General features: G+C 66.7%; 18 protein-coding genes. 6 read left to right on the top strand and 12 right to left on the bottom strand.

Features of this window, described 5'->3' with window-relative positions:
• Together K410_RS0132545 and K410_RS0132550 are read right to left on the bottom strand one after the other, a co-directional pair.
• Entirely contained in the window at window positions 1-618 is a 618-nt protein-coding gene (locus K410_RS0132545; RefSeq protein WP_028138757.1) for a flavin reductase family protein, read from the bottom strand.
• 3 nt (window positions 619-621) lie between these two features.
• Window positions 622-1,587: a Bug family tripartite tricarboxylate transporter substrate binding protein gene (locus K410_RS0132550; protein WP_028138758.1), complete on the bottom strand. Its 966-nt coding sequence runs from the start codon at window positions 1,585-1,587 to the stop codon at window positions 622-624.
• 129 nt (window positions 1,588-1,716) lie between these two features.
• Here K410_RS0132550 and K410_RS0132555 point away from each other — a divergent pair, with 129 nt between their 5' ends.
• The 5 genes from K410_RS0132555 (at window position 1,717) to K410_RS0132575 (ending at window position 6,226) form a co-directional block, all read left to right on the top strand.
• On the top strand, window positions 1,717-2,505 hold the full coding sequence (locus K410_RS0132555; protein WP_028138759.1) for an IclR family transcriptional regulator: 789 nt from the start codon (window positions 1,717-1,719) through the stop codon (window positions 2,503-2,505).
• 253 nt (window positions 2,506-2,758) lie between these two features.
• Complete coding sequence (locus K410_RS0132560; protein ID WP_028138760.1) at window positions 2,759-4,054, top strand: O-acetylhomoserine aminocarboxypropyltransferase; 1,296 nt, start codon at window positions 2,759-2,761, stop codon at window positions 4,052-4,054.
• A 4-nt stretch (window positions 4,055-4,058) separates the two neighbouring features.
• Window positions 4,059-4,841, top strand: coding sequence for an alpha/beta fold hydrolase (locus K410_RS0132565; RefSeq protein ID WP_028138761.1), 783 nt, complete (start codon window positions 4,059-4,061; stop codon window positions 4,839-4,841).
• A 67-nt stretch (window positions 4,842-4,908) separates the two neighbouring features.
• Window positions 4,909-5,412 carry a DUF6496 domain-containing protein gene (locus K410_RS0132570; protein ID WP_028138762.1) on the top strand — a complete coding sequence of 168 codons (504 nt, stop codon included), beginning with the start codon at window positions 4,909-4,911 and terminating at the stop codon, window positions 5,410-5,412.
• A gap of 82 nt (window positions 5,413-5,494) precedes the next feature.
• Window positions 5,495-6,226: an SDR family NAD(P)-dependent oxidoreductase gene (locus tag K410_RS0132575; protein ID WP_028138763.1), complete on the top strand. Its 732-nt coding sequence runs from the start codon at window positions 5,495-5,497 to the stop codon at window positions 6,224-6,226.
• A 59-nt stretch (window positions 6,227-6,285) separates the two neighbouring features.
• On the opposite strand, the gene K410_RS0132580 is transcribed toward K410_RS0132575, so the two are convergent.
• The 9 genes from K410_RS0132580 to phnG are packed head-to-tail and all read right to left on the bottom strand — an operon-like array spanning window position 6,286 to window position 13,281.
• Window positions 6,286-6,897, bottom strand: a complete 612-nt coding sequence (locus K410_RS0132580) for a pyridoxamine 5'-phosphate oxidase family protein (protein ID WP_028138764.1) — start codon at window positions 6,895-6,897, stop codon at window positions 6,286-6,288.
• Window positions 6,898-6,921: 24 nt separating this feature from the next.
• Window positions 6,922-7,518 carry a phosphonate metabolism protein/1,5-bisphosphokinase (PRPP-forming) PhnN gene (gene phnN / locus K410_RS0132585; protein WP_028138765.1) on the bottom strand — a complete coding sequence of 199 codons (597 nt, stop codon included), beginning with the start codon at window positions 7,516-7,518 and terminating at the stop codon, window positions 6,922-6,924.
• Window positions 7,515-8,672: an alpha-D-ribose 1-methylphosphonate 5-triphosphate diphosphatase gene (locus tag K410_RS0132590; protein ID WP_028138766.1), complete on the bottom strand. Its 1,158-nt coding sequence runs from the start codon at window positions 8,670-8,672 to the stop codon at window positions 7,515-7,517. Before K410_RS0132590 ends, phnN begins: the two co-directional genes overlap by 4 nt.
• Before the next feature lie 26 nt (window positions 8,673-8,698).
• Complete coding sequence (gene phnL, locus K410_RS0132595; RefSeq protein ID WP_028138767.1) at window positions 8,699-9,397, bottom strand: phosphonate C-P lyase system protein PhnL; 699 nt, start codon at window positions 9,395-9,397, stop codon at window positions 8,699-8,701.
• A gap of 22 nt (window positions 9,398-9,419) precedes the next feature.
• Window positions 9,420-10,217 (bottom strand): phosphonate C-P lyase system protein PhnK, encoded by a 798-nt coding sequence (gene phnK / locus K410_RS0132600; RefSeq protein WP_028138768.1) that lies wholly within the window; start codon window positions 10,215-10,217, stop codon window positions 9,420-9,422.
• Window positions 10,210-11,100, bottom strand: a complete 891-nt coding sequence (locus K410_RS0132605; protein WP_028138769.1) for an alpha-D-ribose 1-methylphosphonate 5-phosphate C-P-lyase PhnJ — start codon at window positions 11,098-11,100, stop codon at window positions 10,210-10,212. Before K410_RS0132605 ends, phnK begins: the two co-directional genes overlap by 8 nt.
• The gene (locus tag K410_RS0132610) at window positions 11,097-12,200 is read right to left on the bottom strand and encodes a carbon-phosphorus lyase complex subunit (RefSeq protein ID WP_028138770.1); all 1,104 of its coding nucleotides are present in this window, start codon (window positions 12,198-12,200) and stop codon (window positions 11,097-11,099) included. Before K410_RS0132610 ends, K410_RS0132605 begins: the two co-directional genes overlap by 4 nt.
• Window positions 12,201-12,203: 3 nt before the next feature.
• On the bottom strand, window positions 12,204-12,812 hold the full coding sequence (gene phnH, locus K410_RS0132615) for a phosphonate C-P lyase system protein PhnH (protein WP_028138771.1): 609 nt from the start codon (window positions 12,810-12,812) through the stop codon (window positions 12,204-12,206).
• Between the two features lie 4 nt (window positions 12,813-12,816).
• Complete coding sequence (gene phnG / locus K410_RS0132620; RefSeq protein WP_028138772.1) at window positions 12,817-13,281, bottom strand: phosphonate C-P lyase system protein PhnG; 465 nt, start codon at window positions 13,279-13,281, stop codon at window positions 12,817-12,819.
• Between the two features lie 119 nt (window positions 13,282-13,400).
• Between phnG and phnF the strand changes: the two genes are divergently transcribed.
• Window positions 13,401-14,129 carry a phosphonate metabolism transcriptional regulator PhnF gene (gene phnF / locus K410_RS0132625; RefSeq protein WP_028138773.1) on the top strand — a complete coding sequence of 243 codons (729 nt, stop codon included), beginning with the start codon at window positions 13,401-13,403 and terminating at the stop codon, window positions 14,127-14,129.
• A gap of 213 nt (window positions 14,130-14,342) precedes the next feature.
• On the opposite strand, the gene K410_RS0132630 is transcribed toward phnF, so the two are convergent.
• The gene (locus K410_RS0132630) at window positions 14,343-15,314 is read right to left on the bottom strand and encodes an IS110 family RNA-guided transposase (RefSeq protein ID WP_028135516.1); all 972 of its coding nucleotides are present in this window, start codon (window positions 15,312-15,314) and stop codon (window positions 14,343-14,345) included.
• Between the last annotated feature and the right edge of the window lie 88 nt (window positions 15,315-15,402).

The raw sequence follows: 15,402 nt of genomic DNA on the forward strand, positions 1-15,402 counted from the left end.
TCAGTCTTTCGATTTGGGCGTCTGGAACACCGTGTTCAGCGTCACGATCTCGCCGAGGCGGGCGTAGCGGGGACCGCCGATGCGCGCGATCGGATCGAGCGCCCTGGTTTCGACCTTGCCGTCGTTCACGAGGCCGTCGCGCAGATGGAACATGACGACTTCGCCGACGATGAGCCGGCTCTTGGCATCGCCGAATTCGAGGCATTGCCGGAAACGGCACTCCATCGCCACGGGTGCGGCGGCGAGCCGGCGCACCTTGATGCGATCGCAGGGCAGCGTCTCCAGGCCGAGATGCTCGACCTCGCTGATTTCAGGCGGATGCTCGACCGAGCTGTCGTGCACCGCATTCATCAGCGGGGTATCGGCGATGTGGATGACGTATTCCTCGGTATCGAGGATGTTGTGCGCGGTATCCTTGTAGTCGGCGCCCTTGCGGCCGACGCTGATGGCGAGCATCGGCGGCTTCTGCGAAACGAAGGTGAAGGCGCTGAACGGGGCGAGGTTGAGCACGCCCTGAGCTGACAGGCTCGTGACCCACGCGATCGGGCGCGGCACCACGATGCCGGTCATCAGCCGGTAGATGCGCTCCGCGCCGAGCTCGGTGGGATCGATCCGCATCGATCAATCCGCCCTGATGTTGGCCTTGCGCACGACCGGAATCCACTTGGCGTCCTCGCGCTCGAGATAGGTCTTGAATTCGGCCGGCGTCATCGGCGTGGCCTCGCCGCCGAGCTTCTCGAACTTGTCGACCACGGCGGGGTCCTTCAGGATCGCGACCAGCGTCTCGTGCAGCTTGTCGATGACGGGCGCCGGTGTGCCCGCGGGCGCGAACAGGCCCGTGAAAGTCTGGCCGTCGAAATCCTTGTAGCCGAGCTCGGCGAAGGTCGGCACGTCGGGCAGCGACTTCAGCCGGTGCAGGCTGGTGACGGCCAGTGCGCGGAACAGGCCGGCCTTGATGTGCTGCAGGCTGACCGTGAGCTGGTCGAACGCGAACTGCACCTGGCCGCCCAGCAGGTCGTTGATCGCGGGCGCGTTGCCGCGATAATGCGCGGTGACCCATTGCAGGCCGAGATTGGACTGCATCAGCTCGCTGAGCAGGTGGTTGGTGGTGCCGGGGCCGGGCGAGGCCATGGTCAGCTTGCCGGGCTCGCGCTTGGCGAGATCGAGGAACTCCTTGAGCGTCGTCGCCTGCACCGACGGATGCACCTCGAGCACCAGCGGCGTCATCGAGATGGTCGAGATCGGCAGGAAGTCCTTCTTCCAATTATAGGCGACGCGCTTGTTGATCTCGGTCGCGAACAGCACCGGACCGTTGGCGCCGACGAACAGCGTGTAGCCGTCAGGCGCGGACTTGACGAAAGCTTCGCCCGCGATCATGCCGCCGGCGCCGGCCTTGTTCTCGATGATGAAGGGCTGGCCGAGCTTTTCCTGCAGCTTGTCGGCGACGATGCGCGCGGCGCTGTCGACGTTGCCGCCGGCGGGATAGGGCACGATCAGCTTGACGCTGCGTGCCGGCCATTGCTGGCCCAACGCGGGGCCCGTCAGCATCGCGGCAGCGGCAGCGATGGCAATCCAGATCAATCTCATGTTAACCTCCCGGCAGCGCTTCAATTTCATGCCGAGTGCCCTGCCGATCTGCAAGGCAACTCGATTCGGCCGCAATCTCCAGATGCGCGCTTTACCTGTCGAGTGAATTGTGGCGTTGTTGTCCATATTATGGACAGAACCAAGATCGCCCACGACACGACCTCACCCCGCCAGGGCGCGCAGGCGATCCGGCGCGCGCTCGCCGTGATGCGCATCCTTGCCGCAGGCCGCGAGGCCGGTGTGCCATTGGCCGAGGTCGTGCAGGCGACCGGCCTCACCCGCCCGACTGTGCATCGCATCGTCCACGTGCTGATCGAGGAAGGCATCGTCGAGCGCAACGCGCGCAGCGGCCGCTACGCGATCGGCAACCAGGTGCCGGAGCTGGCGCTGGCGCGGCCGCGCCCCTCGCGGCTGCTGGTTGCTGCCAATCCGTCGCTGCGGCGAGCCTCCGCCGAGATCGGCGACACGCTGTTCCTGACCGTGCGCACCGGCAACGACACGCTGTGCGTCGATCGCAGGATCGGAATCTATCCGATCCAGGTGCTGTCGATCGAGGTCGGTGCGCGGCGGCCGCTCGGCGTCTCCAGCGCGGGCGTCGCCATCCTCGCCGCGATGCCGGCGCAGGAGGCGCGAAAGATCGTCGCGGCCAACGAGAAGCGGTTCGAGGCTTACCGGACCGATACGGCGACGGTGCTCGGCGAGATCACCGCCGCGCGGCGGCTGGGATACGGCATGAGAGAGATCGGCCTCGTGCAGGGCACGAAATCGATCTCGACCTGGATCAAGACGCCGGACGGCCGCCCCGCCGCGGCCATGACCGTTTCCGCGGTGCGAACGCGGCTCGGCCCAAGGCGCGAGCAGGAGGTGGTGGAGATCCTGTTGCGGGAGGCGAAGATCATCGAGCAGGCGATCCGTTGACGCTGCTTCCTTCACCTCTCCCCGCTTGCGGGGAGTTTTTCGCATGTGAGCTGGGTGTTGGGCGCACTAAAACCACCACAGCGTCATGCCCGGGCTCGTCCCGGGCATCCACGTTCTTTGTGGCGTGAGGAAAGGCGTGGATGGCCGGGACAAGCCCGGCCATGACGACCTCTTGTGAGCTGTCAATGGGCTGACTTCCCGCGGCGTTTTGTGGCACAACGCCCTCACCGCCGACCGACCAACGAGGCCATGCATGCCCGCGCCGAAACCGCCTGCCTTCGAGACCCTGAGCCTGCATGCGGGCCAGCATCCGGATCCCATGACCGGGGCCCGGGCGGTGCCGATCTACCAGACCACGTCCTATGTGTTCCAGGATTCCGATCACGCCGCGGCGCTGTTCAATCTGGAGCGCGCCGGCCACATCTATACGCGCATCTCCAATCCGACCACTGGCGTGCTGGAAGAACGGCTCGCCGCGCTCGAAGGCGGCGTCGGCGCGATCTGCACCGCGAGCGGCATGGCCGCGCTGCACCTGGCGATCGCGACGCTGCTCAATGCCGGCGATCACATCGTGGCGTCGAGCTCGCTCTATGGCGGCACCATCAATCTCTTGGCGCACACGCTGCCGCGCTTCGGCATCACCACCACGTTCGTCAAGCCGCGCGATCTCGACGCGTTCCGCAGCGCCATCAGGCCGAACACGAAGCTCGTCATCGGCGAGACCATCGGCAATCCCGGGTTGGAGGTGCTCGACATCCCCAAGGTCGCGCAGATCGCGCATGACGCGAAGATTCCGCTGCTGATCGACAACACCTTTGCCACGCCCTATCTCAGCCGGCCGATCGAGCTTGGCGCCGACATCGTGATGCATTCGGCGACCAAATGGATCGGCGGCCACGGCATCGCAATCGGCGGTGCGATCATCGACGGCGGCCGCTTCGACTGGCGCTCGTCCGGCAAATTCGGCGTGCTGACCGAGCCCTATGGCGGCTATCACGGCATCGTCTTCGACGAGCAATTCGGCACGGCGGCCTTCATCATGCGCGCCCGGACCGAAGGCCTGCGCGATTTCGGCGCCTGCCTGTCGCCGACCAACGCATTCCAGCTGCTGCAGGGCGTCGAGACCCTGGGCGTGCGCATGGACCGCCACATGCAGAACACCCACCTCGTACTGGAAGCCTTGAAGTCCAACAAGGCGGTCGACTGGGTGCTGCATCCCTCGCTGGAGACGCACACGGACTATCAGCTCGCCAAGCAGCTGCTGCCGCGCGGCGCCGGCTCGATCATCTCCTTCGGCATCAAGGGCGGACGGCCCGCCGGGCGCAAATTCATCGAGAGCCTGCGCATGATCAGCCATCTCGCCAATGTCGGCGATGCCAAGACGCTGGTGATCCACCCCGCCTCGACCACGCATCAGCAGATGGACGCCGAGCAGCTCAAGGCGGCCGGCATCGGCGAGGAGCTGGTGCGGCTCTCCGTCGGCATCGAGACGGCAGGCGACATCATCGACGATCTCGCGCAGGCGCTGCGCATCTCGCAGAAGGTCTGACCCCATGAAGCTCTCCGTCAACGGCGCTGATGTGTTCGTCGCAACCGGCGGCCGCGACTTCGACAAGTCCCTGCCTGCGGTCGTGTTCATCCACGGCGCCGGCTTCGACCATTCGACCTGGGCGCTGCATACGCGCTGGTTCGCCCATCACGGCTTTGCCGTGCTGGCGCCCGATCTTCCCGGTCACGGCCGCTCTGCCGGGCCTTCGCTCGGCAGCATCGCCGAGATGGCGGACTGGACCGCGGCCCTGCTCGATGCGGCAGGCAGCCCGAAGGCGCATCTGATCGGCCATTCCATGGGGTCGCTGATCTCACTCGAGACCGCCGCCCGGCATCCCGACAAGGTCTCCGCGCTGAGCCTGATCGGCACGGCTGCGACCATGACGGTCGGCCCGGATCTGCTGAAGGCCGCCGAGGCCAACTCGCAGGATGCCAACGACATGGTTTCGATCTGGGGCCTCGGCTTCAACGCCGAGCTCGGCGGTAGCCTCGCGCCGGGCTTGTGGATGCATGGCGGCGCGCAGGCGGTGCTGAAGGCGTGCGAGCCCGGCGTGCTGTTCAAGGATCTGTCGGCCTGCAATTCCTATACGAATGCGCTTGCCGCCGCTGCGAGCGTCAAGGTGCCGACAACGCTGATCCTCGGCGAGCGGGACATGATGACGCCGGCGAAGGCGGGCAAGGCGCTTGCGGCCGCGATCCCACATGCGAAGACCGTCGTGGTGCGCGGCGCCGGTCACATGATCATGGCCGAACGTCCGGACGAGTTGCTGGCGGCGCTGAGAAACTGACTGGATCAATCTTCTGCCTTGCGCGTTGCGGTGAGACATCCTTCTCAATCAAGAAGGGAACTCGACCATGCCAAGGCAGGAAGTCATTCGCAAAGCCAGGCAGGACAAGCGCGCCGGCAAATCGCCGAGCACGCAGGCCGGCGAATTCGTCAAGGACGAGATCGACAGGATCAGGAAGGGCAAGCACGGCGCGCGCTCGACCAAGCAGGCCATCGCCATCGGCCTGTCCGAAGCCCGCCGCGCCGGCGTCGACCTGCCGCCACCACGCAAGGGACACACCAAGAAATCGACGCGCCGCAGCGCCAAATACGCCTATGAGGTCGGCCAGGGCAAACGCACGCCGAAGCGCCGGCCGAAGGTGTCGCGCGCAGTCGAAGGCGTGCTGAAGAAGGAGCCGCGCTCGGCGGCATCGCGCAGCGCGCTGTCGAAACAGGGCAAGCGGACCGCGAGCCGCCGAACCGCGGCGTCACGTTCGGCCGCCGCGCGGAAAGCGAGCCACACCAAGGGCGCCAAGGTCCGCTCCGCCGCCGCAAAGAAGGCAGCGCGCACCAGGGCGCGCCGCAGGACCTGATGCCCTGTAGCGACCTTGTGAGTTGAATGCCAGCGGCTGCCGCCTGACGATCCGGCCGTCCATCGCGTGAATCGGAGCTTGCATGTCACAGACTCTGAAGGGGCGCACCGCGCTCGTGACCGGCGGCTCGCGCGGGATCGGCGCCGCGGTCTGTCGCGCGCTGGCCGAAGCAGGCGCTGCCGTGGCGATCAATTGCCGCGAGCAGATCGGGCAGGCCGAGCAGCTGGCTGGCGAGATCGGCAGGCAAGGCGGCCGTGCCATCGTCGTCGCTGCTGACGTCTCGCAGCGCGAGGCCGTGGCCGGAATGGTCGAGCGGGCGACGGCCGGGCTCGGGCCGGTCGACATCCTCGTCAACAATGCCGGCATCGCCATCACGCGCGGCATCGACGATCTCACCGAGGACGATTTCGACCGCACCATCCTGGTCAACCTGAAATCGGCCTTCCTGTGCACGCAAGCGGTGCTGCCATCGATGCGCGCGCGGAAATGGGGCCGCATCGTCAACATCTCCTCCGGCGCCGCGCGCGGCGCCGGCTCGATCGGCCCGCACTACAATGCGTCAAAGGCCGGCATGGAGGGCCTGACGCGCGGCTATGCGGCGCGGCTGGTCAAGGAGGGCATCACCGTCAATGCGGTGGCGCCGTCGCTGATCGAGACCGACATGATGAGCGGCCAGCCCGCGCTCGTCGGCCGCATCCCGCTCGGCCGCTTCGGCACGGCGGACGAGGTAGCGAAGGCCGTGATGCTGCTGGTCGACAACGCCTACATGACCGGACAGACCATCGCGCTGAGCGGCGGGATGGCGTTCAATTAGAGGGATGACTCTTACCTCTCCCCGCTTGCGGCAAGAGGGAGACGTGAGAGCGCGGACGATCACCACATCGTCGCGGCGGCGCGTTCGGGCCAGATGCGGTCATATTCGGCGCCGCCGACCTTGTTGTCGCTCATCTCGGCGAGGATCTGGCCCGGCGTCGGCAGCGTCTTCGGGTCGATGCGCTTGTCGGGATTCCAGAGGTCGGAGCGGACGATGGCGCGGGCGCATTGGAAGTAGATCTCGTCGACATGCATGACCATGACGCTGCGCGGCGCCTTGCCTTCGACCTTGAACGAGGCCAGGAGCTCGGGATCGATCGAGAGATGCGCGCGGCCATTGGCGCGGACTGCATTACCCGAGCCGGGGATCAGGAACATCAGCGACACCCTGGGATCGCGCACGATGTTGCGCAGCGAATCGATCCGGTTGTTGCCGCGGCGGTCCGGCAGCATCAGCGTCTTGGGATCGTGGATACGGACGAAGCCGGGCAGGTCGCCGCGCGGCGAGCAGTCGATGCCTTCCGGCCCGATGGTGGCGAGCGCGGCGAATGGTGCCTTCTCGACGAAGACGCGATAGAGCGGCGTGACATGGTCGGCGACTTTCACGGTCGAGGCGTCATTGGTGACGCCGTAGATTGCCTCCAACTGCTCGACCGTTTCGATCACCGACATTCCGCTCTCTCCGTGGTGGACCGGCTATTCCTGCCGGCCTTCGCTCCTGATGACGCGCACGAGCTCGCGGCTGTGATCCTCTGCGCTGCCGGCGTTGAGGATGGTGATGTCGGCCTGCGCCGTCGCGTCGTCGATGCTGCGGGTGAGACGTTCGGCGATATCGCCATCGCTCTGCCGTGCCCGCGCGGCGAGCCGTTGCGCCAGCACCTCCGGCGGTGCCGTGATCGCGACCACCACGACATTGGAATAGGTTCGGCGCAGCCCGCCGATCACCGTGCGCGAGACGTTGGCGACGACCGTGCGTCCGGCGCTGATATGGTCGTCGATATCGCGCGGCAGCGCGTAGGAATGACCGTGTGCGTCCCAGTGCACGGCAAAGTCGCCGTACTCGCGGGCGCGGCGGAATTCATCCGACGTCAGCGCGACGTTGTCCTCGTCGGCGGAGGATTCGCGCGTCACGGCCCGGCGCGGAAACACGACGCCGGGATCACTGGCGCAGGCCGCCTGCGCCAGCCGCAGCAGCGTATCCTTGCCGGCGCCGCTGGGGCCGACCACGAGCACGAGCCGGCCGGGGCCGATCGCGCCCGCCTTCCCCTCGGCCGTGGTCGCGGTCTCGCTCATGCGACGCGGTGTCCCTCGCGCCAGACGCTGCGGACCACGGGAACGTTTCCTGCAACATGCACGCGGATCAGATCGGCGCGCTTGCCAGCCGCGATCTCGCCGCGATCGGTGAGGCCGACCGCCTCGGCGGGCGCCTTCGTCACGGTGCGGATCGCAGCGGGAAGGCTGATGGCCGGGACATGGTCGGGCAATTGCAGCGCGCCCATCAGGAGGCTCGAGGGGATGTAGTCCGACGACAGGATATCGAGCAGGCCCTCGCGGGCGAGATCGACCGCGGCGATGTTGCCGGAATGCGAGCCGCCGCGCACGACGTTCGGCGCGCCCATCAGGATGTCGATGCCGGCCTGGTGCAGGGCACGCGCGGCTTCCAGCGTGGTCGGGAATTCCGCGACCGAGACCCGGTCGCGCACGGCATCCGCGACATTCTCCTCGGTGGTGTCGTCGTGGCTGGCGAGCGGGATGTCGTACCGATGCGCCAGCGCCACGATCTCGCGCATATTTGTTGCGGCGTATAGCTTCTGGTACTCGAAGCGCTTGGCGAACAGCTCGTCGAGCTCGGCGTCGGTCTTGCCGCCGCCCTTGCCGCGATAATAATCGCGCAGCTTGACCTCGTCGCGGAATTGGCGCTGGCCGGGGGTGTGATCCATCAGCGACATCAGCTTGACGTCGGGACGGTCGATCAGCTCCCTGGCCTCCTCGACCACGCTCGGCATCGGGATCTCGCAGCGCAGATGCAGGAAGTGATCGGCGCGCAGCAGGCTGGCCTCGCGCGCGGTGGTGATCGCGGCGGCCAGCACGCCGGCACGGCCGTCGACCTCCTCGGCGCCGTCCTCGCGCCAGACCCGGAGCGAATCGAACACGGTAGTGATGCCCGACGTGGCGAGCTGGCCGTCATAGGAGACCACCGCCGCGACCGGATTCCAGAACACCTTCGGCCGCGGCACGTAATGGGCTTCGAGATGGTCGGTGTGGAGCTCGATCAGGCCGGGCATGATGAGGTCGCCGCCGGCATCCTCGGCGCCTGCGGGCGCCCGGCCCTCGCCGATCTCGGCGATGCGGCCATCGGCGAGAGCGAGCCAGCCCTGCTCGATCACCCGGTCGGCCAGCACGATCCTGGCGTTGGCGATCACAATGTCCTTCGGCTTGGCGTTCATTTCCAGATCCTTCAATTCCACGTCCCTCAGGCCGCGGCGGCAAAGCTGGTGACGTCGACGATGCGGTCGGCAATCAGATGCCGGATTTCGTCGTCATGGACAATGGCAACCATGGCGACGCCCTGGCGCTTCTTCTCGGCAATCAGCTCGACCATCACAGTGCGGTTGGCGGCATCGAGTGAGGCGGTCGGCTCGTCGAGCAGCAGGATCGGCAGGTCCGAGATGAAGCCGCGCGCGATGTTGACGCGCTGCTGCTCGCCGCCGGAGAAGGTCGCGGGCGGCAGCCGCCACAGCCGCTCGGGGATGTTGAGGCGATGCAGCAGTTCGCCGGCACGGGCCTGTGCGTCGGCACGAGCCGCGCCGTTCACGATCAGCGGCTCGGCGACGACGTCGATTGTGGCAACGCGCGGCACCGCCCGCAGGAACTGGCTGACATAGCCGATGGTGGCGCGGCGGACGTTGAGCACCTGCCGCGGCTCGGCGCTGGCGAGATCGATCAACGCGCCGCGATGGCGGATGCCGATCCGGCCGGAATCGCAGCGGTAATTGCCGAAGATCATCTTGAGAATCGACGACTTGCCGGCGCCCGACGGACCCGACAGCACCACGCACTCGCCCGGATTGACCTGAAAGGTCACGCCGCGCACGACCGGCAGCTCGATGCCGCCCTGCAGGTGCATCGTGAAGGTCTTGTTGGCGTCGGCGACGTCGATCATGGCGGTCATTGCAAAACCCTTATCGAGAGACTCATGGCGGCAGGATCGAGGAGACGAGGAGTTGCGTATAGGGCTCGCGCGGATCGTCGAGAACCTGATCGGTGAGACCGGTCTCGATGACCCTGCCGCCCTTCATCACCATCACCCGGTGGGACAACAGGCGCGCGACCGCGAGATCGTGGGTGACGATGATGACGGCAAGATGCAGCTCGGCGACGAGGCTGCGCAGGAGATCGAGCAGGCGCGCCTGCACCGAGACGTCGAGGCCGCCGGTCGGCTCGTCCATGAACACCAGCCGCGGCTCGGTGACGAGGTTGCGCGCGATCTGCAGCCGCTGGCGCATGCCGCCGGAATAGGTGCGCGGCGCATCGTCGATACGTGCGATGTCGATCTCGACCCGGGTGAGCCAGTCTGACGCGGTCTCGCGGATGCGGCCGTAATGGTTCCAGCCCACCGCCATCAGTCGCTCGCCGACATTGGCGCCGGCTGAGACCGCCATGCGCAGGCCCTGCGCGGGATCCTGGTGCACGAAGCCCCAATCGGTGCGGAACAGGAAGCGCCGCTCGGCCTCGCCCAGCGTGGCGAGATCGCGGGTGATGCCGTCGCGCATCCGGTAGGAGACGTGGCCGCCGCTGGCCGCCAGCTGGCCCGACAGCAGCTGGAGCAGCGTCGACTTGCCGGAGCCGGATTCGCCGACGATCGCCAGCACCTCGCCGGGATAGAGCGCGAACGAGACGTCGCGGCACGCGGCGATGCGACCGAAGGATTTGCTGAGGGAGGTCGCAACCAGCAGCGGCTCGTCGTTCTCAAGCAGATCGTGATCAGCCATGTGAGCTCGCCTTCTCCTTGTACGGCGCGGCACTTTCGCTGCCGTGATGGCCGGCGGCCTGACGGCCTTCGCAATAATCGGTGTCGGAGCAGACGAACATGCGGCTGCCCTTGTCGTCGGTGACGATCTCGTCGAGGTAGGAATTCTCCGCGCCGCACAGCGCGCAGGGCGCGTTGAAGCGGTAGGGCTCGAACGGGTGATCCTCGAAATCGAGCGACACCACCTGCGTGTAGGGCGGGATGGCGTAGATGCGCTTCTCGCGGCCGGCCCCGAACAATTGCAGCGCGGGGCAATTGTCCATCTTGGGATTGTCGAATTTCGGCGTCGGCGACGGATCCATCACGTAGCGCGCGTTCACCTTCACCGGATAGGCGTAGGCGGTGGCGATGTGGCCGAACCGGGCGATGTCCTCATAGAGCTTCACATGCATCAGGCCGTATTCGGCGAGCGCGTGCATGCGCCGCGTCTCGGTCTCGCGCGGCTCGAGAAAGCGCAGCGGCTCCGGGATCGGCACCTGATAGACCAGCACCTGGTTCTCGCTCAGCGCCGCCTCGGGAATGCGGTGACGGGTCTGGATCACGGTCGCCTCCTCCGTCGCCGTGGTGGTGGCGACGCCCGCGGTCTTGGCGAAGAATTTCCGGATCGAGATCGCGTTGGTGGTGTCGTCGGAGCCTTGGTCGATCACCTTGAGCACGTCGGAAGGCCCCAGGATCGCGGCAGTCACCTGCACGCCGCCGGTGCCCCAGCCATAGGGCATCGGCATCTCGCGGCTGGCGAACGGCACCTGATAGCCGGGGATCGCGATCGCCTTGAGGATGGCGCGGCGGATCATCCGCTTGGTCTGCTCGTCGAGATAGGCGAAATTATAGGCCGGCGCGTTCATTCCGCGGCCTCCTTCATGGCATCGGGCGTTTGTACCTCCGCGAACTCCTTCCGCAGCTTGCGCAGCAGGCCGAGTTCGGACTGGAAGTCGACATAATGCGGCAGCTTCAGGTGCTCGACGAAGCCTGTCGCCTGGACGTTGTCCGAATGCGACATCACGAACTCTTCGTCCTGCGCGGGGGCACGCACCTCCTCGCCGAGCTCGCGGGCGCGCAGCGCGCGATCGACCAGCGCCATCGACATGGTCTTGCGCTCGCTCTGGCCGAAGGCGAGGCCATAGCCGCGGGTGAAGCACGGCGCCTCGGTCGCGGAGCCCTTGAACTGGTTGACCATCTGGCACTCGGTGAGCTCGATGGCGCCGAGCGGCACGGCAAAGCCGGCGTCTTCCGCGAAGAACTCGACCTCGACCTCGCCGAAGCGAATCTCGCCGGCGAAGGGATGGTTGCGGCCGTAGCCGCGCTGGGTGGAATAGCCCATCGCCAGCAGGAATCCTTCGTCGCCGCGCGCCAGATTCTGCAGCCGCAGGTCGCGGTCCGCCGGAAAATTCAGCGGCTCGCGGGTGAGATCGCCGACGCCGGCGCCCTCCCCCGCCTGCGGCGAGGATTCGATCAAGCCGTCGCGGCCGAGAATGTCCGTCACGCGCGGCGTCGGGGCGGTGGAGGCATCGGCGGTGGCCGGCGTCTCCGGCGCAAATCCCTGCGCGAGCGAGGGATCGAGCAGGCGGTGCGTGTAGTCGAAGGTGGGGCCGAGGATCTGGCCGGCGGGAATATCCTTGAAGGTCGAGGACACCCGCCGCTGCACCCGCATCGCACCAGTGTCGACCGGCTCGCTGGCGCCGAAACGCGGCAGCGTGGCGCGGAAGGCGCGAACCAAAAAGATCGCCTCGATCAGATCGCCGCGCGCCTGCTTGATTGCCAGCGCCGCGAGCTCGCGATCGTAGAGCGAGCCTTCGCTCATGACGCGGTCGACGGCGAGGCCGAGCTGCTCCGAGATCTGGTCGAGCGTGACCTCCGGAACGCTTTGGTCGCCGCGCCGCTTGTGAGCGAGCAGGCGATGGGCGTTGTCGATGGCGCGTTCGCCGCCTTTGACTGCGACATACATGCTTCAGCTTCCCTTGCTCACGACGCGCGTGGTGCGGGGAATCGCGACCACGGCGTCATCGGCGACCAGCACGACATCGATGCCGCGCGGAAACAACGCCTCGTTGACCTGCAGGCGCTCGAACAGATCGAACGGCTTGATCGACGCCTCGAGCCTCGCGGCGCCGTCGATGCCGGGACCGCGCAGCTCGAAGCTGCGGCCTGCGTTGAGGCTCTCCACCTGGAGGATGATCGTGGTGGAGCGATCCGGATATTCGCTGGTCCCGAGCGCGAAGCGTTCGAGCGGCGGAAGTGCGGCGCCGTCACCGATCAGCGCGAAGCTCGCGACCGAGCTATCCTGCACCAAAGGCGCGCCGGTGTGGAATTTCAGCCATTTCGCCGCGTCCGGGCTCGCCGCCATCCGCGCGTCGAGCCAGAGCGGCGTGTCGTGGTCGAACAGCGTCAGCGCGATCGCGGCGGTGCCGCGCATCATCGTATCAGGCGCCCCCGCCATCGGCACGATGCGATGGACCGAGCCAGGCCGCGCCATCGCGTCCATCACCGAGCGAAAGGTCGATTGCGCCGACAGCACCTTGTCGGCGAAACCCGGCGGCAATTCGGCAATCGTGGTCATGATCTCACCCCTCACCGCGCACCATGGTGTAGAAATCAACCTTCGTGGCGGCGGTCTCCGCCGCCGCCTGCTTGCGGCGAATCATAAGCTGCTCGCGCAACGGCGCGATTACATCCCGCTCCACGGCGCCGCCGAAGTCGCGGGACTGCACCAGCGCATCGCACAGCGCGATCAGCCGCGCCTTCTCGCCGTCACGCCCGAGCGTGTAGCCGAAACCGACCTCGCCGCTCGCGAGCTTCACGGCTGCGCGCGACACGGTGGCCTCGCCGAGATTGAAGGGTGCGCCGTCGCCGCCGACCCGGCCGCGCAGCATGACGAGGCCATTTTCCGGCGCGCGCAGATCCTGATGGTCAGGGATGCGTAAGTCGCGGAGGCGGGCGGCGATCTCGCCCGCCTCCGCGTGCGCCAGCACGGCCATCGCGGCCTTGCGCTGGGCTTGCTGGTTGTTGTGCTGGGTCACCCGATTCACCGAACCTTTGACGGAGCTTGCCGCATCGAAGTTGTCTATGATAATAGACAACTTCATACGAGAGCGCCATGACTGTTTCGTGACAAGTGCGTGATTTCTGGGCTAGGCTGACCGGCGATATGAGCATGCAAGACACTGCGTCGTCCGGCGTCGCGCTGTGGCGCCTCGTTGCCGACGGCATCGAGCGCGGCATCGCCGATGGCCGCTTCGCGGCCGGCGACAAATTGCCGGGCGAGATGGAGATCGCCGAAACCTATCGCGTCAACCGCCACACCGTGCGGCGCGCGCTGGCCGCCCTCGCCGAGCGCGGCCTGGTGCGCGCCGAGCGCGGCAGCGGCACCTATGTCGAAGCGCAGAAGCTCGCCTATCCCCTGCGCTCGCGCACGCGCTTCTCCGAGATCGTCGGCGCGGGCGGCCGCGAACCCCATGGGCGGCTGATCGAGGCGACCGACGATATCGCGACGCGCGAGCTCGCGCGGGAGCTGGGACTGAAGACCGGCGCGCCTTTGATGCGGATCGAAGCGATCCGCCTCGCCGACCGCACCCCGATCTGCGTCTCCACCACCTGGCTGTCGGCCGAGCTGTTCCCGAATGCGGGCGCCGTGTTCGCGGCGACGCGCTCGATGACGAAGCTGCTCGCCCATTACGGCGTGCGCGACTATCGCCGCGGCGCGACCCGGATCACCGCCGGCATCGTGGACGCCACCGACGCGGCGCGGCTGGATCTCGCGCTGGGACGCCCGATCCTCGTGGTCGACGCCACCGACCACGATCTCCACGGCAAGCCGCTGATGACCAAGCATTCGCGCTTCGCGGCGGAGCGGGTGGAGTTTCTGGTGGAGTCGTAGCTCCGCGAATATGGCGCCGTAGCAACCATTAAACGGCGCCCGCTTGCCGGTGAGCATGACGCCGTGCTTGCGGCCGTCAAGGCGTGGCCTGGCGGCAGTGGGGCAGGGGTGAGGCCGGCGCGACGGCCAGCCTTGACGGCCGCGGCGCGCGGCGTCTTTGTGAGGGCAGGTCGGGACGAAGAAACGGTGCTTCGGCCGAACAAAGAAACGCGATCAAGTGGCTGGTATGCCGGCGACTTCAGGCAATTTTTTCTGCCAGGGCGTGCCGCGAGCGACGACTGTATTGGCGAAGATCAGCAGCTTTCTGGCACACGCGATCAAGGCGCGTTTGTGCTCCTTGCCGGCTCGGGTCAGCCTTCCGTAGAACGCGATCAGCTGCGGATTCCAGCGGAATGAGGCGGGAAACGCGGCAGCAAAGAGCGCACGTCGCAGTCGGTCACGCCCGCCGGCGATCTGACGAGCGCCGGAGCGATCGCCGCTGTCGTCGTCGTAAGGGGCAATGCCAGCCAGCGCGGCCGCTTGTTCGCGCGTGATCTGACCGATCTCAGGCATCCGCACCAGAATGACCATGGCGGTCTTCAGCCCAATACCGTCGATGCTGTTGATCAAGGCGAGCCGCTTGGCAAGATCGCGATGCTCACGGATTGCGGCGGCCAGTGCCTTCAGTTCGACCCTCTCGCGCTTGGCCAGGCGGGCGATATCTTCCTTCCACAGCTTCTGGAGCCGCATATTGCGGCAGCTCTCGATCCGGTTCTTCAACCGAGCAATGTCCTCCGTGATCTGGTCGATCATCGTCAGATGCTCGGCAAAGGGCTGCAACCGGGGATCCGGAGCTGCGTGGATCTTCTTGACCGCGGCGGTACAGGCTGCAATCAGCGCGGCATCGATCTTGTCATTCTTGGCTCGCTGCAGCTGGAACACGCCATAAGCGCGCACCTGGGCCGGCTGAAACACGACGACCACAAACCGCTGCCGCCGCAGTTCGGCGACGACAGCTTGCTCATAGCCGCCACTCGCCTCGATCCCAACCCGCTTGATCTTGTGCTGCCGCAGCCATTCCACCAACACTTTATGGCCATCCGGCGTGTTGTCGGCCTGAAACCGCTCCGAACCACCATCAAGTGCAACATCGAGCTTACGTTTGCCGGTATCGATCCCGGCACACATCGTGATACGCTTGGCCATCTTCGTCGACCCTCCCTTGTTACGCGAACCTGAAGTTCGTTCAACCATCCGGGTCCCGATGAAGTGCCGATCGCGATCTTGCTACGTC

The sequence above is a fragment of the Bradyrhizobium sp. 22 genome, from assembly GCF_000482425.1.
Classification (GTDB): domain Bacteria; phylum Pseudomonadota; class Alphaproteobacteria; order Rhizobiales; family Xanthobacteraceae; genus Bradyrhizobium; species Bradyrhizobium japonicum_B.